Annotated in this window: 17 protein-coding genes; 1 reads left to right on the top strand and 16 read right to left on the bottom strand. The window is 61.1% G+C overall.

The annotated features are described in order from the left end of the window. Positions 1 to 23: 23 nt before the first annotated feature. From N7D90_RS10775 to N7D90_RS10735, 9 genes are all read right to left on the bottom strand, one after another. A complete protein-coding gene (locus tag N7D90_RS10775; protein ID WP_261742142.1) occupies positions 24 to 1,712 on the bottom strand; it encodes a class I adenylate-forming enzyme family protein in 1,689 nt (562 codons plus the stop codon). Between the two features lie 37 nt (positions 1,713 to 1,749). After that, entirely contained in the window at positions 1,750 to 2,892 is a 1,143-nt protein-coding gene (locus tag N7D90_RS10770) for an acyl-CoA dehydrogenase family protein (RefSeq protein ID WP_261742141.1), read from the bottom strand. Between the two features lie 11 nt (positions 2,893 to 2,903). Next, the gene (locus N7D90_RS10765) at positions 2,904 to 4,094 is read right to left on the bottom strand and encodes an acyl-CoA dehydrogenase family protein (RefSeq protein ID WP_261742140.1); all 1,191 of its coding nucleotides are present in this window, start codon (positions 4,092 to 4,094) and stop codon (positions 2,904 to 2,906) included. 182 nt (positions 4,095 to 4,276) lie between these two features. Beyond that, positions 4,277 to 5,446 (bottom strand): acyl-CoA dehydrogenase family protein, encoded by a 1,170-nt coding sequence (locus N7D90_RS10760; RefSeq protein ID WP_261742139.1) that lies wholly within the window; start codon positions 5,444 to 5,446, stop codon positions 4,277 to 4,279. Then, positions 5,447 to 6,625: a lipid-transfer protein gene (locus tag N7D90_RS10755; RefSeq protein WP_261742138.1), complete on the bottom strand. Its 1,179-nt coding sequence runs from the start codon at positions 6,623 to 6,625 to the stop codon at positions 5,447 to 5,449. It abuts the gene before it with no gap. Between the two features lie 18 nt (positions 6,626 to 6,643). After that, the gene (locus tag N7D90_RS10750; RefSeq protein ID WP_261742137.1) at positions 6,644 to 7,063 is read right to left on the bottom strand and encodes a MaoC family dehydratase; all 420 of its coding nucleotides are present in this window, start codon (positions 7,061 to 7,063) and stop codon (positions 6,644 to 6,646) included. Further along, the gene (locus tag N7D90_RS10745; RefSeq protein ID WP_261742136.1) at positions 7,035 to 8,168 is read right to left on the bottom strand and encodes an acyl-CoA dehydrogenase family protein; all 1,134 of its coding nucleotides are present in this window, start codon (positions 8,166 to 8,168) and stop codon (positions 7,035 to 7,037) included. The genes N7D90_RS10750 and N7D90_RS10745 overlap by 29 nt, the downstream gene beginning before the upstream one ends. A gap of 10 nt (positions 8,169 to 8,178) precedes the next feature. After that, positions 8,179 to 9,156 (bottom strand): bifunctional MaoC family dehydratase N-terminal/OB-fold nucleic acid binding domain-containing protein, encoded by a 978-nt coding sequence (locus tag N7D90_RS10740; RefSeq protein ID WP_261742135.1) that lies wholly within the window; start codon positions 9,154 to 9,156, stop codon positions 8,179 to 8,181. A 53-nt stretch (positions 9,157 to 9,209) separates the two neighbouring features. Beyond that, positions 9,210 to 9,983 carry an SDR family oxidoreductase gene (locus N7D90_RS10735; RefSeq protein WP_261742134.1) on the bottom strand — a complete coding sequence of 258 codons (774 nt, stop codon included), beginning with the start codon at positions 9,981 to 9,983 and terminating at the stop codon, positions 9,210 to 9,212. Between the two features lie 143 nt (positions 9,984 to 10,126). On the opposite strand from N7D90_RS10735, the gene N7D90_RS10730 reads away from it, so the two are divergent. After that, on the top strand, positions 10,127 to 10,912 hold the full coding sequence (locus tag N7D90_RS10730; protein WP_261742133.1) for an enoyl-CoA hydratase: 786 nt from the start codon (positions 10,127 to 10,129) through the stop codon (positions 10,910 to 10,912). A 60-nt stretch (positions 10,913 to 10,972) separates the two neighbouring features. On the opposite strand, the gene N7D90_RS10725 is transcribed toward N7D90_RS10730, so the two are convergent. From N7D90_RS10725 to N7D90_RS10695, 7 genes are all read right to left on the bottom strand, one after another. Next, on the bottom strand, positions 10,973 to 12,562 hold the full coding sequence (locus N7D90_RS10725; protein ID WP_261742132.1) for a FadD3 family acyl-CoA ligase: 1,590 nt from the start codon (positions 12,560 to 12,562) through the stop codon (positions 10,973 to 10,975). Positions 12,563 to 12,581: 19 nt separating this feature from the next. Next, positions 12,582 to 13,613, bottom strand: coding sequence for a ferredoxin--NADP reductase (locus N7D90_RS10720; protein WP_261742131.1), 1,032 nt, complete (start codon positions 13,611 to 13,613; stop codon positions 12,582 to 12,584). Position 13,614: 1 nt separating this feature from the next. Next, entirely contained in the window at positions 13,615 to 14,376 is a 762-nt protein-coding gene (locus N7D90_RS10715; RefSeq protein WP_261742130.1) for an SDR family oxidoreductase, read from the bottom strand. After that, on the bottom strand, positions 14,373 to 16,124 hold the full coding sequence (locus N7D90_RS10710) for an FAD-binding protein (protein ID WP_261742129.1): 1,752 nt from the start codon (positions 16,122 to 16,124) through the stop codon (positions 14,373 to 14,375). The genes N7D90_RS10715 and N7D90_RS10710 overlap by 4 nt, the downstream gene beginning before the upstream one ends. Beyond that, on the bottom strand, positions 16,121 to 17,866 hold the full coding sequence (locus N7D90_RS10705) for an FAD-binding protein (protein WP_261742128.1): 1,746 nt from the start codon (positions 17,864 to 17,866) through the stop codon (positions 16,121 to 16,123). The genes N7D90_RS10710 and N7D90_RS10705 overlap by 4 nt, the downstream gene beginning before the upstream one ends. Before the next feature lie 47 nt (positions 17,867 to 17,913). Further along, positions 17,914 to 19,101: an acyl-CoA dehydrogenase family protein gene (locus N7D90_RS10700; protein ID WP_261742127.1), complete on the bottom strand. Its 1,188-nt coding sequence runs from the start codon at positions 19,099 to 19,101 to the stop codon at positions 17,914 to 17,916. Positions 19,102 to 19,274: 173 nt separating this feature from the next. Continuing rightward, complete coding sequence (locus N7D90_RS10695) at positions 19,275 to 20,858, bottom strand: amidase (RefSeq protein WP_261742126.1); 1,584 nt, start codon at positions 20,856 to 20,858, stop codon at positions 19,275 to 19,277. Positions 20,859 to 20,894: the final 36 nt, after the last annotated feature.

Genomic DNA, 20,894 nt, shown 5'->3' with positions numbered 1-20,894 from the left:
AAAGGGCTTGATCAGCCCCTCCCTCAGGCCGTTACCAACAACTCTTTGAGCAAGTTCTTGAGCATCTTGCCCGAGGCATTCCGGGCAAACGGTGTGTGCTGAACATGGATCTGCGCCGGGACCTTGAAGCTCGCCAGACGCTGCGCGATAAAGCTGCGTACCGCCGCGCTGTCCGGGGTTGAAGCCGGGTCGCCGCGCACCACCAGAAACACAACTTCGCCAAGCACATCGTCAGGTACGGCAAAGGCTGCAGCTTCAATCACACCGGGCATTTCACAGGCACAGGACTCGACCTCGGCAGCGGAGATCTTCTCGCCGCCGCGGTTGATTAAATCCTTGGCCCGGTCCGTGATGTAGAGAAAACCCTCGTCGTCCAGCAGGCCAATATCGCCGGTGTCGAGCCAGCCATCGCACAAGGTTTGGGCGCTGGCCTCGGGAAGGTTCCAATACGAGCTCATCAGCGTTGGCGAGCGCACCCAGATCAACCCACTGACCCCACTGGGCAACGGTCGATCCGGGCTGTCGCCAATGCGCACGTCAACAATGGGCAACGGCCAGCCCGCCGAAGCTGGTTTGTAGACAAACTGATCACCGCCAATCGCGGCACAAATACCGTTGCTTTCGGTCAGGCCATAACCGCTGCCACCGACCGCTTCGGGTTTGCGCTGCGTCAGGTTGGCCAGCAAGCTGCTGGAAGGTGCCGCACCACCTAATCCCAGTCCAAACAGACTCGCGGTGTCGGGGCTGCCGAAACGTGGTGAGGTCAGCAACTGCTGCATCATCACCGGCGCTCCGTTGAACTGGGTGCACTGCTCATCGCGGATCAGGTCGAAAGCCTTTTCCACGTCCCACTTGTACATCAGCAGCAAGCGCCGGCCGCTGCGCAAAGCCAACAAGAACTGTGCATGCAAACCACTGACATGAAACAGCGGCACCGCCATCAAGGTGGTGGGGGCATAGCCGCTGTTGATCACCACGCTGATACGTTCAGGTGAACTCAGCGCGCAAAACGCGCCCTGAAACTCAAGCGCTGCCAGTGCCTGACACACTGCGCCGTGGGTCGACAGAACGCCCTTGGCCAGGCTGGTGGTGCCCGAGGTGTAGAGAATCATGGCCGGATCCTGGGCGCTGACTTGCTGCACAGGTACGTTTAGCGCCGAGGCGGCCAGCAGGTCTTCCAGACGCTGGCAGTGTTCGTCCAGCGGTGCGCCTGCACTGAGCCCCACCACAATCGTCGCCAGCCCTTGTTCACGCAAGTCGCCAACAAGCAGTTGCAAGCGCGGCTCGTCGCACAGCAACAAACACGCACCACTGTCCTGCAATCCATGGAACAACTCGTCTCGCAGGCCCCAGCTATTGAGCGGTACGCACACTGCACCGCAACGCTGAATAGCGGCAAAGGCCACCAGCCATGCGGGCTGATTACGCATGGCAATTGCCACGCGATCGCCCTTGCGTACACCAAAGCGCTGTACCAGTTGCCCGGCCAGACGATCCACCTGATCGAAAAACTGGCTGAATGTCAGGCGTTGTTGCTCCCACACCAGAAATTCGCGATCTGCATGTACGCGACCACTGTCAATCACGGCCCAAACGCTGGCTGCGCTATGACGAAAATACTTCGCCCCGCCGTCCGAAGGCGTCAGTACTTCAAAAGGCGAGCCGACACCAATCAACTGCTGCCAGGCGCTCTGCCATTGCTCAAGTTTCATCTTGTTATTCTCCTGACTCGAACAGTTCGCTATCAGCTCAAGCGTGTGCCAGCTCAAGGGCTGCATAGCGCTCACAGTGAAAATCGGCGTCGCCCAAGCTTGCCTGTGCAACGCGGATACGCTTGAGAAACAGCCCCACATCCAGCTCGTCGGTGACGCCAATACCGCCATGCATTTGCACCGCTTCATTGACCACCTTGAGTGCCATCTGCCCCGCCTTCCATTTCGCCAGGCTGGCCAGCCGCTGACGCTCACCCTCGCTCAAGGCGCTATCGTCCAGGGCGGCGAGGCCCGCCATCACCGCGCTGCGCGCCAGTGCCAGCTCGACATACAACTGCGCTGCCCGATGTTGTAGCGACTGGAAAGTACCAATCGCGACATCAAACTGAACGCGGGTCTTGAGGTAATCGAGGGTCAGTTCGAAAAGTTTTTCAGACATGCCCAGCATCTCGGCAGCCAGGCACACACGCCCGCGATCCAGCGCGATATTCAATGCAGGCATTGCACAGCCAATGTCCCCCAACAGCGCATCAGGACCGACCTGCACCTGTTGCAACTGCAATCGCGCATGGTTACGCGAGTCAATCAGCGGCAACGCCTTGACGGTCAGCCCCGGAGCATCTGCTGGCACCAAAAACAGGCTGATGCCCGCCGCCGCGCCAGTGCGTGCAGCCACCAGATAGCCGTCGGCACCGACCCCATCAATGACGAAATATTTATCCCCGGTCAGGCTATAGCCGTCGCCATTGGCCACAGCTTGCAGCGCCACTTTTGAGGGGTTGTGCCGCGGCTGTTCGTCCAGCGCCAGCGCCAGGCGTCGTTCGCCACTGATGGTCGCCGATAGCCAGCGATCCTGCTGCTGGGCATTGCCTTGCAGATGCAGCAGAGAACCGCTGAGTACCACGCTGGAAAGCAGCGGCGAAGCGCTGAGATTGCAGCCGATAGACTCAAAAATCGGGCCCAGGCCCATGCAGCCAAAATCCAGCCCACCGAGATTTTCGGGGAATGGAATGGCACTCCAGCCCAACGCCACCGCGTCTTGCCAGAGTTGCGGGTCAAAGCCGCCTGCTTGCGCTTCATCGCGCAAGGCGCGCTGGCGGGATACCGGGCTGCGCGCCGCCAGAAACTCGCGGGCGCTGTCGGCCAACAGCCGTTGATCGTCGTTATAAAGCAGGTGCATGGTGAGTTTCCTTACTTCACGTCAGGCAGGCCCAGGACCCGCTTGGCAATAACGTTGAGCTGGATTTCTGACGCGCCGCCAGAGATGGTCAGGGCAAAACTGTTCAGCCAGCCACGGGTGATGGCCTGTTCCTGAGGAGTGAAAGCACCCTTGTCCCAGCCCAGGGCGTGATAACCCATGACATCCATCAGCACTTCGAACTTGTCGCGTTCCTGTTCGGTGTGGACCAGTTTCATGATCGACATCAGACCGTTGACGTCCTGCCCTGCCCGGGCTTCTTCGCCCATGCGCTGCACAGTCAGGTTGTAGCTGTGCTCGTTCATGGCGCTGGCCACGGCTCGCGCCACCAATGCCGACTCGCTTTGCCCCACAGGCTCCGGCAAGTACTGCTTGACCAGTGGCAACAGGTGAAAATGGGTCGGCAAGCTGAACTCGCCAAACTTGGACATGGCTTTGCGTTCGTGCTGCAACAGGCGCTTGGCCAGGTTCCAGCCGCCGTGCAGCGGGCCTATCAGCTGACTTTTAGGGACTTTGACACCATCGAAAAACACCTGGCAGAACGCCGACTTACCGCTGATCAAATCAATCGGTGCGACGCTGACCCCGGGGCTTTTCATGTCGAGCACGATCAGGCTGATACCTGCGTGCTTGCTGGCTTTGGCATCGGTACGTACCAATGCATACATCCAGTCCGACTTGTCACCGTAGGAAGTCCAGATCTTGCTGCCATCGACCACAAAGTGATCGCCAGCATCCCGGGCTGAGGTTTTCAGGCTGGCCAGATCAGAGCCGGCGTTAGGCTCGGAGAAGCCCTGACACCAACGTACTTCGCCACGGGTCATGGGTGTCAGCAGGTTTTTTTTCTGCTCTTCGCTGCCGAATTCCAGCAGCACCGGGCCAAGCATCCAGATGCCCAGATTGATTTGCGGCGGGCGGCATTTGAGACGACGCAGTTCACTTTCGAGCACCGCGTTATATTCCGCCCTCAGCCCTGCACCACCGTATTCGACGGGCCAGTCCGGACAAAACCAGCCTTTATCGCGCATTCGCTCAAACCACAATTGAGCATCTGCATTGGGAAACTCGACATCGCTCGCACCCCATACCAACTCGCCTTCAGGAATGGCCTTGCGCTGCGATGGCGGGCAATTGGCCTCAAGCCAACTGCGGGTTTGCTCTCTGAACTGGTCAATCGGGTTCATATGTTTCACCTGTAATGAAAGCTTTCGTAGCAGCTGTCGAGCTCCGCGAGGCTGCGTCCGGCTGCGCAGCCGCCGTAAACCCTGCGACCAGATACTCCAGACATATCGAATTCACCGGGTTTACGATGACTTCGTCCTCGAACGCAGCCTCGCGGAGCTCGACAGCTGCTACGTAAATGGCCTCAACGCTGGGTACGCGGCATGCCCAGCCCGAATTGGGCGATCAGCTCACGCTGGATTTCATTGGTGCCACCGCCAAACGTCAGGGTCACCGAGGCACGCACTTCGTACTCCAGTTCACCGTGCAGCAAGGAGGCCGCCGAACCACCGCGCACCAGTCCATTGGCACCCACGATGTTGCTCAATACGCGCAATATCTCGATCGCCGATTCCGAGCCGTAGACCTTGGTAGTCGAAGCCAGCGCTACATCCATGCGCTCACGTTCGAGGTCAGCGGCAATGCGCAAGTTGATCAGGCGCATGGCTTCAAGCCGTGCATAACACTGCGCCAGACCAACGCGCACCCAAGCCTTGTCGGTGGCACGAGCGCCGTTTTCATCCGCCGCCTTGGCCCACGCCAGAACCCGGCCAAACAGCCCCACTACCTTGTCCGACCAGGCACCCAGACCCAGCCGCTCATGGTTCAGTTGCGCGGTGATCAACTTCCAGCCGCCGTTCAACTCGCCTACCAGCATGTCTTTTGGCACACGTACGTTGTCGTAGTAGGTAGCCGCCGTCGGGTTGCTGGTAGTTGGAATCACCGTGGTCGAAAAGCCCGGTGCCTGGGTGTCTAGAATCAGGATCGACACCCCTTTGTGCCGTGGCCGTTCAGGGTCGGTACGGGCTGCCAGCCAAATGTAATCCGCCGACTCCGCGCCCGAGGTCCAGAGCTTGGCGCCATTGACCAAAAACTCGTCGCCTTCAAGGCGGGCCGAGGTTTTCAGCACGGCCAGGTCGCTGCCTGCATCCTGCTCGGAGTAGCCGATGGCGAAGATGATTTCGCCCGCTGCGATCCCTGGCAGGAATTTGGCCTTTTGCAGCTCAGTGCCATGGGCCATCAGTGCAGGCCCGACCGTGCTGATGGTCACAAACGGCAGTGGTGCACCGGCAATATTGGCTTCTTCAAAGAAGATAAATTGCTCGGTAGGGCCATAGCCCTGCCCCCCATGCTCCTTGGGCCAGCCCACGGCCAGCCAGCCGTCGCGGCCCATCTGGCGGATAGTGTTGCGGTACAGTTCGCCGCCCTCTTTGCCGCGCAATTGCTCACGCAGCTGCGGGGTCATCAGGTTCTGGAAGTAGTCCCGCACCTTCAGGCGCAGGGCATGCTGTTCGGGCGTGAGGTCGACGAACATTCAGGCTGCTCCCAGAATCAGGCCGCTGGTAGGCACACCGGTCCCGGCAGTCACCAATACGTTTTCCACGTTATCGACCTGGTTGACTGCACTGCCGCGCACCTGACGCACCGCTTCCGCCACGCCGTTCATGCCGTGGATATAGGCCTCGCCCAATTGCCCACCGTGGGTATTGATCGGGAACTTGCCGCCACGGGCATGGTGCCCGGCGCGGATAAATTCCTTGGCTTCGCCGCGTTCGCACAGGCCGAACTCTTCGAGTTGCGGCAACACAAACGGGGTGAAGTGGTCGTAAATCACCGCCGTTTGCAGCGCCTCAGGGCCAAGGCCCGACTGGCGATACAGTTCTTTGGCGACCACACCCATTTCCGGCAGGCCGGTAATGTCGTCGCGGTAGAACGAGGTCATGATTTGTTGGCCCGAGGTGATCCCCTGCGAACCTGCCTTGATCACCACCGGCTTCTGGCGCAGGTCCTTGGCGCGCTCGGCCGAGGTGATCACCATCGCCACCGCGCCATCGGATTCCTGGCAGCAATCGAGCAAGTGCAGCGGCTCGCAGATCCAGCGTGAAGCCTGGTGTTCTTCCAGGGTGATCGGCTTACCGTAAAAGAATGCTGCCGGGTTGGTGGCGGCAAAATCCCGTACCGCCACTGCCACGCGACCGAAGTCTTCGGAGGTGGCGCCGTAAGTGTGCATATAACGCTGGGCAAACATGCCGACCCAGGATGCCGGGGTATGCAGGCCGTGGGGCATGTACCAGCCGTAGTTCACATTCTCGAAGATCGGCGTGGAGGCAAAGCCGTAACTACCGCTACCGAAGCGATACCACGAGCGCTCGTTCATGGCGCGATATACCACCACCACTTTGGCCACACCGGTGGCCACGGCCATCGCCGCGTGCATGATCGGCGCACAGGCCGCACCACCGCCGTGGGGCACCTGGGAGAAGAACTTGACGTCCTTGCAACCCAGCAAACGGGCGATTTCGTATTCCGGAACCTTGTCCACCGAGTACGAGCTGAAACCCTCGACTTCGGACGGGTCGATACCGGCATCTTTCAATGCCGCCAAGGTGGCTTCCAGCGCCAGGCGCAGTTCGGTGCGCCCGGAATTTTTCGAGAATTCGGTCGCGCCAAGGCCAACAATGGCCGCGCTGCCCGATAGTGACGATTGCGTCATGTGTGCTGTCTCCCGCGATCAGGGCAGAACCAGCGCGACCGTACCGGTCACGTGGTTGCCCATGGAATTTTTGCCGCTGAGGGTGATTTCCACCGTGCGGGTGGCGGAGTCATGGCCGGTAACCGCGCCATTGAAGGTCATGCTGTCGCCGGGATAATTCGGCGCGCCGAGCTTGATCTTCAGCGAGGCAAAACGCGCCTCCGGGCCGGCCCAGTCTTCGACATAACGCTGCACCAGCCCGTTGGTGGTGAGGATGTTCATAAAGATGTGCGGTGAACCCAGGGCCTTGGCTGCGTTCAGGTCATGGTGGCCGGGGAAGTAGTCGCGGGTGGCAATAGCGCCGCCGGTGACCAGGCCCACGGTGATCGGGATCGCCAGTTCCGGCAGGGTTTCGCCGGGGCGCACGTCGTCAAAGCGCTTGGTGTTCTGCAAGGTCATATTTCCATCCCAGCTTGTCGTTATGGCTCAGCCAGTCGCCGAGGCGTTCAAGGCTTGCTGCCGATCCACCCAGGGCACAGCCCAGAGCGCGGCTCCAGTAGAGAAAGCGATGCATCGGGTAGGTCAGGTCGACGCCGATACCGCCGTGTACGTGCTGGGCGTTATGCCCGATCAGATGCCCCGCTTCACAGGCTTGCCAGGCCGTGGCCAGGGCCTCGCTCGGCGCAGGCAAACCGGCGTCGAGGCGGTAGCACAACTGCCACAGGCTGCTGCGCAACGCTTCAAGGGCGATATGGGCATTGGCCATGCTCATTTGCACCGCCTGAAAACTGCCGATACTGCGTTCAAACTGGCGACGCTCGGTGACGTACTCCACGGTGCGGCGGATCTGTTCGCTACTGACCCCCAGTTGCAGCGAGGCCAATGCGGCGATGGCACGGGGCTCCAGCCAGCTCAAGGCGCTGGCCGGGAGCAATTGCCCGGCGCTGATCAGCAACCCGTCGATATGCAAATCGGCAATCGCCTCGCCGTGAGTCATGCGCCCCGGTACGTGCTTGATCGCCTGGTTGACCAGTTCGATCAGAGCCAGCCGGGGCTGCCCCTCAACGCTCACCAGCAACAGCGCAGCCTGTGATTGTTCAGCCAGCGCCAGCGCGCCAACCCGGCCGTCGATGCGCCAGCCACCGTCAGTTGGCCGGGCGTGCAACTGCATGCCCTGGGCGTTATCCAAACCGCTCAAATCAAGGGTCAGCAGTGCCCTGCCCGCAGCCGCTTCAACTGCCCACGACTGCAATGCGGGATCGGCAAACTGCGCCAGGGTCGCGGCCGTCAGTTGATGACGCCACAGCGGCACCTGCCCCAGCGCCCGTCCCTGAGCCAGCAGCACCTGCATCAACTCGGTCATGCCCAGCCCGCTGCCACCCAGGGCTTCGGGGATGGCCAGAGCCTGCAGCCCAGTTTCCACGCACAGTTGCCACAGCGGCTGCATATAGGGCTGTTCGCTGGTGTCGAACTGGCGCAGGCGGTCATCGGTGCAATAGTCGGCAAATACGCTACCGGCCATTTCAGCGATAGCGCTCTGGTCTTCGGTAAATTCGAAATCCATGCTGGCTCCCTTACCCGACCACAGGTCTGAATAGAGGCAAGGTCAGCTCGCCGTCGAAAGTCTGGAACTCCAGCTGCAAGGGCTGGCCAATGCTCAGCTCTTCGCGCTTGACGCCCACAAGCCCTGCCACCAGACGCACGCCCTCTTCCAGCTCGATCAGACCGATCGGGTTGGGGTGGTCGAACGGTGCAACCTCGGGGTAATGCATGATCACGAACGAATACAGGCTGGCGCGGCCGCTGGCCTGCACACTGTCCCAATCGAACGAGTGGCATTCGATACACACCGGGGCGGGTGGATGGCGCAGGGTCTGGCACTGGGTGCAGCGCTGGATCAGCAGCTTGCCCGCATCACAACCTTCCCAGAAAAACCGCGTGTCATCGCTCATGCCCGGCTTCGGACGCTTGACCACAGGTTTGTCTTCAACCTTGGCCGGGGCAGCTTCAACGGTATGGTTGTTGGCCGGGCGGAACTTGAATACCCGAAACAGCAACTGGCCCACGGCTTCATCGCCACTTTTGTGCTCAACGAAGTAGTTCATCACCAGGGTGACGAAAAAGCCCGTGCCCAGACCTGTGGTTTTCTCATCACCGACCGAGTCCAGCCGAGTGGTGTAGTAGACTTTTTCGCCCGGGCGCAGATTGCGCTCGAAGGTCAGTTCGGAGTTGACCGCGACCACAGACGGATAGCCGTAAGACTCGATCAGCTTGAGCACTTCATACGGGTTCTCGGTAGTCGAACCCGGTGCGTAGTTGTTCAGGTGAAAGCCTTCCATGCACCACACCTGCAACATCGCGGGCGGCGCCACCAGCCCGTCATGGGCGCTGTTGGCGGCAAAGGCCGGGTCGGTATAAAGCGGGTTGTCCACGCCCATGATCTCGCACCATTGGCGGATCATCGGGGCGTTGACTTCGTCCCAGGCGTAGATGCGACCATATTCACGCCCCACCAGGGCGCGCACGTCGGTTAGCAATTGAGAATCAGCCAAGTTCGTCTCCTGCGTGTCAAGTGCAGCAACCCCGTGGTCGCCGCTGAAGGTCGTCAGTGCGCAGCGCTCAAAAAAGCCGGGCGTTCGCCGCCGCCGTGCAACAACAGATTGCAACCGCTGGCATAGCCGGCCATGGGCGATGCGATAAACAGGCAGGCATTGCCGATGTCTTCGGGTAGCGCCATGCGCCCGGCCGGAATCCCCGCACTGACCGCTGCGATGCCCTGTTCGTCGCCGTAATGCAGATGCGCCTGCTCAGTGCGTACCAGTCCCGGACTGACCGCGACCACCCGCACCTTTGGCGCCCATTCCACGGCCAGCGATTGCACCAGGGCCAATACACCGGCCTTGGCCGCGCCGTAAGCGGCGGTGCCCGGAGACGCGCGCAAGGCGCTGATGCTGCCGATAAACACGATGCAGCCGCCCTCGGCCTGTTGCTGCATCAGGGCGTTGGCCTGTTGCGCAACATTCAAAGGGGCGATGAGATTGAGGCGGATGATGCCTTCGTGAAAACGCGGCGAAGCGCTGCCAGCATCGGCCGGTGGGCTGCCGCCAGCATTGTTGATCACCACATCGAGCCGACCGAAATCAGCGCGAATACCATCGAACAACGCCTTGAGCGAGTCCTGATCGCGCACATCGCAGGCCATGAAAACCGCCTGCGCCGCGCCCGCCTTGGGCAACACTTCTGGCGTCGCCCTGCCGCACACAATCACCTGTGCTCCTGCTTCCAGAAAGCTGCGGGCGATACCTGCGCCGATGCCTTTGGTGCCACCGGTGACCAGTACCACCTTACCGCTGTAGTCCAGCCCTGAGAGTTGGCCCATGACGTGCTCCTTTTCTACTGATGGAGCCACTCTAGGGACAATCCTGGGGCTGCTCGTCGTCTGAACGGACGATGAAGCCCACCCGGCTGAACGCAACAATCCAGCGCACGCTGTGGTGACAGCTCCCGTTAATGAGGAACCCCATGTCAGACCCATCTGCCGCGCCGGTATTGCTTGAATTCCCGACCCCGGGTGTGGCGCTGCTGCGCCTTAACCGCCCCCAGGCCACCAACGCCCTGAGCCTTGAGCTGCAGGCGCTGTTGTCGCGCTACTTCATTGAGCTGGCTGAAAACCCACAAGTGCGTTGCATCCTGCTGACGGGTGGCGACAAGGTGTTTGCTGCCGGTGGCGATATCAACAGCATGGCCGGTGTCGGCCCCATCGATATTTACCAGCGCCATACCGAGCGCGTCTGGGCGCCGATCCAGCATTGCCCAAAACCGGTGATTGCAGCGGTGTGCGGCTACGCCTACGGCGGTGGTTGCGAGCTGGCGATGCTGGCCGACATTATCGTGGCCGGGCACAGCGCGAAGTTTTGCCAGCCTGAAATCCGCATCGGCATCATGCCCGGCATTGGCGGCACCCAGCGCCTGGTGCGAGCGGTCGGCAAGGCCAAGGCCATGCGCATGGCCCTGACCGGGCAGCCGATCACGGCGCATGAAGCCTGGATTTCAGGCTTGGTGAGTAACGTTGTGGACGATGCCGAGGTACAGGCGTATGCCCTGGAGATGGCCCAACTGATCGCCGCCATGCCGCCGCTGGCTGCCGAACAAATCAAGGAAGTGATTCTGGCCGGGGTTGATGCGCCGCTGGAGACGGGCCTGGCACTGGAGCGCAAGGCCAATGCGCTGCTGTTTGCATCGAGGGATCAGAAAGAAGGAATGCAGGCATTTATCGAGAAGCGGGCGGCGCGGTTTGAGGGTAATTGAGAAGCCGCTGAGGAGCGCAGCCTCGCTGCGCTCCTCAGCGGCTACACCCCAGAATTGGGGCTAACCCTGCATCTGCGCCCGTAACTCGTTCTTCGCCACTTTGTTTGACGCATTCACCGGCAGCGCTTCATAGAACCGCACCATCCGCGGCACCTTGTAGTTGGCCATATGCTCACGCGCCCACAGGATCAAACCGGCTTCATCCATTTGCTGGCCTTGACGCAACACCACGCAGGCACACCCCACTTCCCCCATACGCTCGTCCGCCACACCGATCACCGCCACCTGGGCAATAGCCGGGTGCTCGATCAGGCCGGCTTCAATTTCCGCCGGGTAACAGTTGAAACCTCCAACGATAAACATGTCTTTAAGCCGGTCAGTGATACGCAAGTTGCCAGCTGCATCCTGCTCTCCAATATCGCCGGTGTGCAGCCAACCTTCACTGTCGATGGTTTCAGCCGTGGCCTTGGGATCTTCAAAATAGCCCTGCATCACATGAAAGCCGCGCAGGCAAATCTCCCCCGTGCCGCCCGCTGGCAAGGCGCGGTTTTGTGGGTCGCGGATGCTGACTTCGGTACCCGCAATTGCCCGGCCACTGGTGCCTGCAATGATGGAGGCCGGGTCGCTCGGGTCGCAAATGGTCGCCAAACCGCCACACTCAGTCAGGCCATAGGCGGTGGTGACGACCGAGAACCCCAACTCGCGGCGCATGCGTTCGATCAGGATCGGCGGGATGGTGGCCGCGCCCGTCACCGCAATCCGCAGGCTCGACAGGTCGGTTTCGGCCAGTTTGGGATGGGCCAGCATCGACAGGTACAAAGTTGGCGGCCCGGGCAACACGTTGATGCGTTCCGCGGCGATGCGCTGGAACACCGCTTCGGCATCGAACACCGGGTGCGGCAGGATCGTCGCACCCGCCAGCAGGCAGGTCAGCCAACCTGCCTTGTAGCCAAAGGCATGGAAAAATGGATTGATCACCAGATATCGATCACCGGCCCGCAAGCCAATCACCGTCACATACTCGCTAAAGGCGCGGATATTTTGCCCATGGGCGCTCATCACGCCCTTGGGCTTGCCCGTAGTGCCGGAAGTAAACAGCAAATCGCTGAGGTCATCAGCGCTCACATCGGTCGCACGCAACAGCGCAGCAGACTCGCTGATGGCCGCCCCCAAAGATAAAAAGCTATCCCAGTCCAGACCGCTGCCGCTGTTTGCCGTGGTCTCGCCCAGCAACACCAGACAGTTGAGACTGGCCGGTCGATAAGGCGCCAGCAGAGCCAGATAATCCGTACCCAGAAAGCTCGGTTGCACAAATAACAGGCGGCTGCCGCTGCGTTGCAAAATGTCGGCGGCTTCGCTGCCTTTCATTCGGGTGTTGATGGGCACCATCACGGCACCCGCGCAATGGATGCCCAGTGCGGCGATAATCCAGTCACGCCCATTGGGCGCCCAAATCGCCACTCGATCACCTTTACCGATGCCTTGGGCCATCAGGCTGCGGGTCACAGCCAGTGCCAGGCGCGGCAATTCGCTGTAGTCGGTGCACTCGCCATGCTCTTCAATGGCTGTACGCCCGGCATGTAGTTTCGACGCGTTGAACAGCATGTGCGGAATCGAACGCGGCAGGCTCTGTTGCAGGCTGGAAATCATCGGTCACTCGTCTGGCTGATTATTCGGGAAAGCACACGCGCAGTTGCTCGCTGTTAGGCACTGACTGACACGCCAGCACCCAGCCATCGTTCAGTTCTTGTTGGTCCAGGGCGTCATTGCGCAGCATCTCGACACTGCCGCGCTCAACTGTGCACATGCACGTTGCGCAGGAGCCCACCAGGCAGGAACTGGGCGGTTTCAAACCGGCGCGCTGCATGGCGTTAAGCAAGGTTTCGCCTTCGGCACAGGGCACTTCAAACTCTTCGCCGTCCAGACGCACCGAGAGCTGGCTGCCAATCACATCGGTGTTGACCGGGGCCGGGGCGGCTACGCTGCCCTCTTCGGGCAACGACACAAAGCGCTCGACGTGAATTCGCCCGTGGTCCATGCCGATGTCGTGCAAGGCACTGACGGCGGCATCCATAAACGGGCCGGGGCCGCAGATAAACGCCTGGGCATGCACAAAGGGCCGGGCCATTTGTGCCAGTTGCGCCACCGCCGGAATACCTTGTACCGAGTCCAGCCAGTGAATCACTTGCAGGCGTTGCGGGTAGGCACTGGCCAGGGCTTTGAGTTCGGCAGCGAAGATCACCGAAGCCTCATCGCGGTTGGCGTAGATCAACAGGATGCGACCTGTGCCTGCGATCAGCGCCGAGCGCAAAATCGACAGCACTGGCGTGACCCCGCTGCCGCCGCCAAACAGCACGAAGTCATCGTCAAAATGGCGCGGCACAAACACCCCGGCCGGGGCCAGCACCTCAAGCTGATCGCCTTCACGCAATTGCTGGCACAGCCAGTTGGATGCACGGCCATCGCGCACCTGTTTGATGGTGACGCGCAACGGCTCGTCTTGCAGCGGCGTGCTGGACAACGAATAACAACGCGGCAACCAGCTGCCCTCAAAGGGCACGCGCAAGGTCAAGAACTGCCCGGGCCTATAGGCAAACTGTTCACGCAAGGCCGGGGGCACGTCGAATACCAGGGATCTGGAGTCCGGTGTTTCAGCCACGATCTGCGCGACGCGCAGGGAGAAATAGGAAGGTTGGCTCATATCAGATACTCATCACAAACTGGCCGCTATCGATCCGCAGCTCGATACCGCTGATGGCCCGCGACTCGTCACTGGCCAAAAACAGCACACTGGCGGCGACATCTTCGGGTAAACACATACGCCCCATGGGGTCGGCGTCGATGGTCAGGCTCCAGGGGTCCAGCCCGGCCGGCAAACTGGCGGTGGTCATGGGGGTGAGGATGCCGTCCGGGTGCAGGGAGTTGCAGCGGATGCGGTACTTGCGCCGACGGCACAGCACCGCCACCGTGCGCGACAACGCAGCAACCGCCCCTTTGGACGCGCTGTACGCGACGTAGTCATCACGCCCGGCAATCCCGGCAATGGAGGACATGTTGATGATGGAGCCGCCCTTGCCCTCTTTCATGAGGCTGATGGCGGCCCGGCAGCCCAAAAATACGCCGTCCGAGTTGATTCGTTGCACCCGCTGCCAGTCAGCGTAATCGGTGTTTTCAATATCGCCCTTGAGCAGAATGCCGGCATTGTTGAACAGGATATCCAGGCGCCCATGACGCTGGCGGATAGTGTCAATCACCCGCGTCCAATCGGCTTCGCTGCTTGCATCGTGCTCAATGAACTGCGCCCCGGGGCCGATTTCTTCGGCCAGGGCCAACCCGGCAGCAACATCGATATCGCTGATCACCACGCTGGCACCTTCACGGGCCAGCAGCAGAACAGAGGCCTTGCCCACGCCACTGGCACCGCCAGTGATCAATGCAACCTTGCCTTCGACTCGTGCGCTCATAAGGTCACCCCTGTAGCTTCTGTGGGAGCGAGCCTGCTCGCGAAGGCATCAACCTGATCAGACTGATATACTGCATCGCGAGCAGGCTCGCTCCCACAAGAGGCTGACAAGCCAGCCCGGCGCCCCGAAAACACGCAGTCAGCCAGTGACAAGCCGCTGATGTACAGGTGTGATGCCACGCCAATAGCGGTGCGCCCGGCACTGAACAGGCCGGCAATCGGCAGGCCCTGTGTGTCGAGGACTGCGCCGTTGGATTCATCGACTTTAAGCCCGCCCAACGTCAGCGCCCCCAGGGGGAATATCGGGTTGCCGACGCTGATATCGCAGGCATAGAACGGCCCCTTGTCCAGTACCTGACGGCTGCCTTGGGACTTGCCAAAAGCGTCCGGCCCTTCGCCACGGGCAGCAGTGTTGTAGGCGCGTAACGCACAGCTCAACTCACCGGCCTGCATGCCACAGGCGTTTGCCAACTGGTCGGGGTTGTCGCCCTTGCGCACCTTGAACAACATCAGGGCCAGTGCAGGCAGGGTCTGGAACCACCAATAGCCGCCGAACAGCGCCTGGCGGATCGCCTGTTTGCGCAAACGCGCATCCAGCACCAGCCAGGCCTGACCGCCCTGCTCTTCGCACAGCGGTTGGCCGAGGGTGGCGCCGTACACTTCTTCATTGCAAAAACGCTGGCCGTTGGTATTGACCACAATCCCCTTGGGCCAGCAGTGCGGCGGGTTGATAAAGCGCCAGGCTGAAACCCGTCCCAAGCGCTCGCTTTTGCCCCCCACTGACCGCCCCAACAGCAAGCCACTGCCATCGCAACCGGTAGCACCAACCTTGAAGTTGCGGCGAAAATCGGGCGCGTAGTCGCGGATCAGCTCGCGATTGAAGATAAAACCGCCGGTGCTGAGAATGACTCCGCGTCGGGCCCGAATCAGTACCGGTTGACCGTGATCGCGCTCCAGCTGGCTGAGTTTTTGCCGCAGGCGGTCACAGTACCCGGGGGCGAAATTTTGCAGGCGCTCAGCCCGCGCCGCCAAGCGTGCGTGTAGCCGGGCCGCGCGGCTGCCCTCAGGCAGGCTCCAGAGCTCCGCGCCAATTACCCGGCCACTGCCATCCACCACTAACCGCCGCGCGGCGGATTGCAGCAAGGGTTGCACCCCTGCGCGCAGACACGCGTCTTTCAAGTGGCCGTAAAGCACAGCGCCACACTGGCCCTTGCCCACGGTGCGGTGCCCGCGTGGTGCCGGTGACTGAGTACCGGCATGGGATGGCACCAGCTCATTGCCGGAGTAATACAAAAAATAGCCATCGGACGGGTAAGAGGTTTTCCCCCCTGGCGGCACGCTGTGGGCGTAACTCGCACCATGACCTTCAAGCCAGTTCAGGTTACTGACACTGTCATCGCAAAATTTTTGCAGGGTTGTATCACTGACTACGCCCTGAGTTTCATGCTTGAGGTAATCAAACATTGCCTGGGAACTGTCGCTAAAACCGGCAGCCTGTTGGTGCCGGGTTCCGCCGCCTGCATACACCACGCCACCGCTTTTAGCGCTGGCGCCGCCGCCGGTAAAACGGTCGGCAACGATCACATGGGCACCAGTACTGCAGGCTTCCAGCGCGGCACAGGCACCCGCCGCACCCCAGCCGATCACCAATACATCGCAGGTGTCGTGCCAGTCGCGGCCGCTCAGTCGGTCGGCTTGCAATGGCGCCAGGATCTTGCTGTTGCTGCTGGTGTTTCTGCTCCGGCTCATAACAGCACCCGTGCCTTGTTGCTCGCTGTTGCCGATACGCCGCTGGCGATATGGTTAGCGGCGATATAGCCGAAGGTCATGGCCGGGCCCAGGGTGCCACCGGCGCCGGGATAGCTGATGCCCATCACCGAAGCCGAACAGTTGCCGATGGCATACAGACCGGGGATCGGCTCACCGTCTTCACGTACCACCTGAGCGTGTTGGTTGGTCAGCAATCCGCCTTTGGTGCCGATATCCCCGGCATCCAGACGCATAGCGTAATACGGGCCTTTGCGCAGCGGCGCCAGGCACGGGTTGGGTTTGATATTGCTGTCGCCGTAATAACGGTCAAATACGTTACCACCACGGTCGAAGTCCAGATCGACACCGGTTTGCGCGTAGCGGTTGACCTTTTCCACGGTGCTGCTTAATCCTTGGGTATCAACTCCGATTTGCCGGGCCAGCGCTTCCAGGCTGTCGGCCTTCCAGTACACGGTGTTGAGCCATTCCTTGCGCAGTCGACTGTCAGGCACCACCTGGGCGGGCATCAGCGGGCCCATGGCGTAGGTGAAACGGAAATGACCGTCAAAAATCACCCACGACGGCACCGAGCGGCCGCCCGTCTTGTGGTTGTCGGTGTACATGGCGTCGACGAACTCCAAATACGGCGCTGCCTCGTTGACAAATCGCTGCCCCAGCCCGTTGACCACAATCGCCCCAGGGAACGCCCGCTCGGCAAATACGCCACGGGGTTTTTCTTCGCCGGGTACGGCAATGGTCGGTGCCCACCAGGCCCAATCCATCAGTGCCGTGGCGGCGCCAATATTGAGCCCGGCTTCAAGCGCAGCCCCGGTGTTGTTGCCCGGCGGCGTGGCGCTCCAGCTGGCACGGGTGGGTTGCGGCAGGTACTTCTCGCGCAAGGTCTGGTTTTGCTCAAAACCGCCCGAACCAAAAATCACCCCACGACGGGCCTTGAGTTCGAGGATTTTGCCGCCGGTTGCAACTTTGATCCCGCACACCCGATCACCGTCGAGCAGCACATCCTCAAAGTTGGTGTTGAGCCAAAGCGGTACGTTGCGGTCCATCAGGGAGCGGCGCAACGAGGCCACCAGCGAACTGCCCAGGGCAGCGCGACGATCGTATTTGCTTTTGCGGCGCCATTTGAAATCAAGCTTGTAGCGTGCCATCAGCTTGAAAATCAGCCATTGCCAGCCAAAGCTGCGGGCCATGGCCTTGTGTGCGTCGCGCGCGGTCCAGGCGATGCGCCCCATCAACAGGGTCGAGGGCGAAGGCTTGCGCAGGTTGGGCAGTTCTTCGGCAAGCAGGCTGGTGTCGAACAACTCGGGGTCCAGGGTACGCCCGCCCGGCAATGCGCCGGGCAGTTGCGGATAGTAATCGGGGTATTTGTCGGCCACTGCATAGCGCACGCGACTGTTGTCGGTGAGCTTTTTGATCATCGGCGCAGCGTTATCCAGATACGCCTGCAGGCGCTGAGAGTCACCATGCTCAGCGGTGGCGGCCTTGAGGTACTGCATCGACAGTTCAGGGCTGTCCTGGCCGCCTATCGCGGCAAAGTAATGGTTGTTCGGGATCCAGATACCGCCGCCGGAAATCGCAGAAGTCCCCCCATATTTGTCGCTTTTTTCGACAATCAGAACCGACAGGCCCTGATCAGCCGCAAACAGGGCCGAGGTCATGGCGCCGGCACCGGAGCCGACAACAATTACGTCATAGCTGGACTGAGACTGATCGTGAGCCGTCATTATTGTTATGCCTTGCGCTGAGGTCTGAGGTTTAGTGCAGGATCAAGTCAAACAAACGGGTCTGCATTGGGCAGGCCCAGTTGCACAAGGCCATAACTACGACGGTAAGCCGCCTCGTTATTGGCGATATGCCCGCGTGCCTGGTGCAGATCGCGGAAGAAACGCGCCACCGGGTTGGTGTTGTACAAGCCCGAAGCCGCCATGCAACGCAGCAAGTCGCTGACTCGGTCGGCACACACATTGGTCACATGGGACGACTGGTAGCGATACAGCAGGCGGGTCTCAACATCCGGGTATTCTCCGGCGCCAGCCAGCGCCAGCAGGTGTCCGTAGTTGCGCATCAGCACCAGCTTGAGCGAGTCGACAGTAATGATGGCTTCGGCCACAACGGCCTGGGCAGCCGGGTCTTCAGCGGTTTTGGCACCGTGCTTGCCGATGTGTTTTGCCGCGTTGTCACGGAACTCGTTGATTGCCCCTTGCAGCGCGCCCAGGGCCGAAGTCGATACGGCGCGGGCAAAGACCTGGGCAAACGGGATGGAGTACATCGGGTTGGTATTGACCAGGCGCCCCGGTGTGGCTTCGATGCTGTAGTTGTTGGTGCGCTGTACCCGATGGGCCGGGACAAACGCATCTTCCACGACGATGTCGTGACTGCCGCTGCCGCGCAGGCCCACTACGTCCCAGTTCTGCTCAATGCGATAGTCGCTGGCCGGGATCAGGAAAGTGCCATGTTCGGTGGGGCCGGTTTCGTCTTGCGGCACGATGCCGCCGAGCAGGCACCACTGCGCATGCTGGCTGCCGCTGGAGAAACCCCAGCGCCCGCTGACCTGATAACCGCCCTTGACCGGCGTGACCTTGGCCACCGGCATATAGGTCGAAGCCACCAGTACTGAGCTGTCTTCGCCCCAGACATCGCGCTGGGCCTCGACCGGGTAACGCGCCAGTTGCCACGGATGCACGCCCACGACCCCAAAAACCCAGGCGGTGGACATGCAGCCTTCGGCCAGGGTCATCTGAATTTCAAAGAAGGTGCGCAGGTCGACTTCATGCCCGCCCCACATCTTCGGTTGCAGGGCACGAAATAAACCGGCTTCTTGCATATCGCGCACGGTTTCATCGGGCAGTTTGCAGTCCTTGTCCGCCTGGGCTGAACGGCTTTTGAGCGCAGGAATCAGATTGCGTGCGCGTTGCAGCAGCTCAAGCTCAATCGGACTTTTCTCTCGTAGCTGATCCATCCGTGTGTTCTCCGTCAGTCTCTCGCTGCGCGAATGCGCGGGCGGTGTATGACGGATAATCCCGCCAGGCGGGATGTGGATCATCGTCAAAGTGGACTAGTCGGGATATCGCGGGGAGGCTGGCCATCACCACAACCCTCTCCCAAAGAGAGAGGGCTCGGGGGAGGATGCGTTTAAAGTACTGGCAACTTCGCGAAAGGACGATCCTGCTCGATCTGTGCCCCCAGGCGCAGCAACACGTCTTCCCCACCCAGCGGCCCGGTGAACATCATGCCGATGGGCAGGCCGTTGTCGCTCATGCCGACCGGCAAGGACAGCGCCGGTTGCCCGCTGACGTTGGCCAGCACGGTAAAAGACGCGCTGCCCATGGCGTTGTGGGCATAGCTCTCCCAGGGCTGATTGAGGCTCAACAGGCCCAGATCCGGAGTCACGTTGGCTGTCACCGGCGACAGGATCACGTCGTACTTCTGAAACTGATCTTCCATGTAGCCGCCGATGCTTTCGAACGATTGACGCGCCCGGTACAAGCCCTCCCCGGTGACCTTTTGCGCATTGCCCAACACTACCTGAGTGATGCGCTCGTAGTCGTCGGCTGTGGCGCTGCGGCCCAGCACTTGTTCGCGGTCGTGAACCATGGTCAGTAACGCATCGCCAATTACCGAACCGTGGGCACCGAACAACTGTCGCGGGTCGATGTTGAGTCGCAGTTCTTCCACTTCATGCCCCTGCGCTGCCAAGCGTTTGGCCGTATCGTCGAGCACCCTGACTACGGCGGGGTCCAGCGGTGCGCCGGTCAACGAGTCGCGCACTACGCCGATACGCAAACGACCGGGCGCAGTGCGTAGCTCTTCGACATAGGGCCGGACCAGTGGTTTGGCCCAATACGGGCTGCCAGCCTCATGCCCCTGTCCGACATCCAGAAACAACGCCATATCGCGCACATTACGCGACACCACGTTAGCCACGCTGGCACCAAACCAGCCTTCATATTTACCCGGCCCGCTGGGGGTGCGGTAGCGCGTCGGCTTAAGCCCGACCAGGCCGCAATAGGACGCCGGTATACGGATCGAGCCGCCACCGTCAGTAGCATGGGCCACCGGCACAATACCTGCGGCAACGGCCGAAGCCGCACCACCGGACGAGCCTCCTGCACTCTTGGCCAGGTTCCACGGGTTGCGGGTTTGCCCCCACAGCAGTGACTCAGTGGTAGTGGTCAGGCCGAATTCCGGGCAAGTGGTTTTGCCAAACGGCACGGCACCGGCCGCCTGATAGCGCGCAATCAGGGTGCTGGTGTGAGGTGCTGGCGGCGCATCCTTGTACAGGCGACAACCATTGGTGGTACGGGTGCCTTCAAGGTAGGTATTGAGGTCCTTGATCAGGATCGGCACCCCGGCCAGCGCGCCAGTGCTCGATGCGCCACTGGCGCGCCGGGCCTTGAGCAGCGCGTTGGCGTATTCGTCATGACGCATATTGACGGCGTTGACCTTGGGGTTGACCGCATCGCAACGGGCCATCGCCGCTGCAAGCAGGTTCTCCGGGCTCAGCTCGCCCTTTTGCACGGCGCGGGCCATATCCGTGGCATCCATCGCCCCATACTCGGTGGGCGAGATCCCGGTGCCGCTGGTGGCATTGGCAAAGCGCCCCAACAGACCGGCCCCCACAGCCAGGGCGCCTGCCTTGAGTACGTGACGACGCTGCCAGCCAGTAGGTTCTTCAGGTGTTTCAACAGGGTTTTGCAAGGTCAATCTCCAGAACATATCTTGTTTTTATTGAGGACTTACACACCGTGGGAG

It is taken from the genome of Pseudomonas fragi (assembly GCF_025426255.1).
In the GTDB taxonomy this organism is placed as follows: domain Bacteria; phylum Pseudomonadota; class Gammaproteobacteria; order Pseudomonadales; family Pseudomonadaceae; genus Aquipseudomonas; species Aquipseudomonas kulmbachensis.
This window is presented reverse-complemented; position numbering and strand designations above follow the sequence as displayed.

Excerpts from the sequence above, each read along its gene's own strand:
- N7D90_RS10775 (WP_261742142.1), bottom strand. The coding sequence starts at position 1,712 with ATGAAACTTGAGCAATGGCAGAGCGCCTGGCAGCAGTTGATTGGTGTC.
- N7D90_RS10770 (WP_261742141.1), bottom strand. The coding sequence starts at position 2,892 with ATGCACCTGCTTTATAACGACGATCAACGGCTGTTGGCCGACAGCGCC.
- N7D90_RS10765 (WP_261742140.1), bottom strand. The coding sequence starts at position 4,094 with ATGAACCCGATTGACCAGTTCAGAGAGCAAACCCGCAGTTGGCTTGAG.
- N7D90_RS10760 (WP_261742139.1), bottom strand. The coding sequence starts at position 5,446 with ATGTTCGTCGACCTCACGCCCGAACAGCATGCCCTGCGCCTGAAGGTG.
- N7D90_RS10755 (WP_261742138.1), bottom strand. The coding sequence starts at position 6,625 with ATGACGCAATCGTCACTATCGGGCAGCGCGGCCATTGTTGGCCTTGGC.
- N7D90_RS10750 (WP_261742137.1), bottom strand. The coding sequence starts at position 7,063 with ATGACCTTGCAGAACACCAAGCGCTTTGACGACGTGCGCCCCGGCGAA.
- N7D90_RS10745 (WP_261742136.1), bottom strand. The coding sequence starts at position 8,168 with ATGGATTTCGAATTTACCGAAGACCAGAGCGCTATCGCTGAAATGGCC.
- N7D90_RS10735 (WP_261742134.1), bottom strand. The coding sequence starts at position 9,983 with ATGGGCCAACTCTCAGGGCTGGACTACAGCGGTAAGGTGGTACTGGTC.
- N7D90_RS10730 (WP_261742133.1), top strand. The coding sequence starts at position 10,127 with ATGTCAGACCCATCTGCCGCGCCGGTATTGCTTGAATTCCCGACCCCG.
- N7D90_RS10725 (WP_261742132.1), bottom strand. The coding sequence starts at position 12,562 with ATGATTTCCAGCCTGCAACAGAGCCTGCCGCGTTCGATTCCGCACATG.
- N7D90_RS10720 (WP_261742131.1), bottom strand. The coding sequence starts at position 13,613 with ATGAGCCAACCTTCCTATTTCTCCCTGCGCGTCGCGCAGATCGTGGCT.
- N7D90_RS10715 (WP_261742130.1), bottom strand. The coding sequence starts at position 14,376 with ATGAGCGCACGAGTCGAAGGCAAGGTTGCATTGATCACTGGCGGTGCC.
- N7D90_RS10710 (WP_261742129.1), bottom strand. The coding sequence starts at position 16,124 with ATGAGCCGGAGCAGAAACACCAGCAGCAACAGCAAGATCCTGGCGCCA.
- N7D90_RS10705 (WP_261742128.1), bottom strand. The coding sequence starts at position 17,866 with ATGACGGCTCACGATCAGTCTCAGTCCAGCTATGACGTAATTGTTGTC.
- N7D90_RS10700 (WP_261742127.1), bottom strand. The coding sequence starts at position 19,101 with ATGGATCAGCTACGAGAGAAAAGTCCGATTGAGCTTGAGCTGCTGCAA.
- N7D90_RS10695 (WP_261742126.1), bottom strand. The coding sequence starts at position 20,858 with ATGTTCTGGAGATTGACCTTGCAAAACCCTGTTGAAACACCTGAAGAA.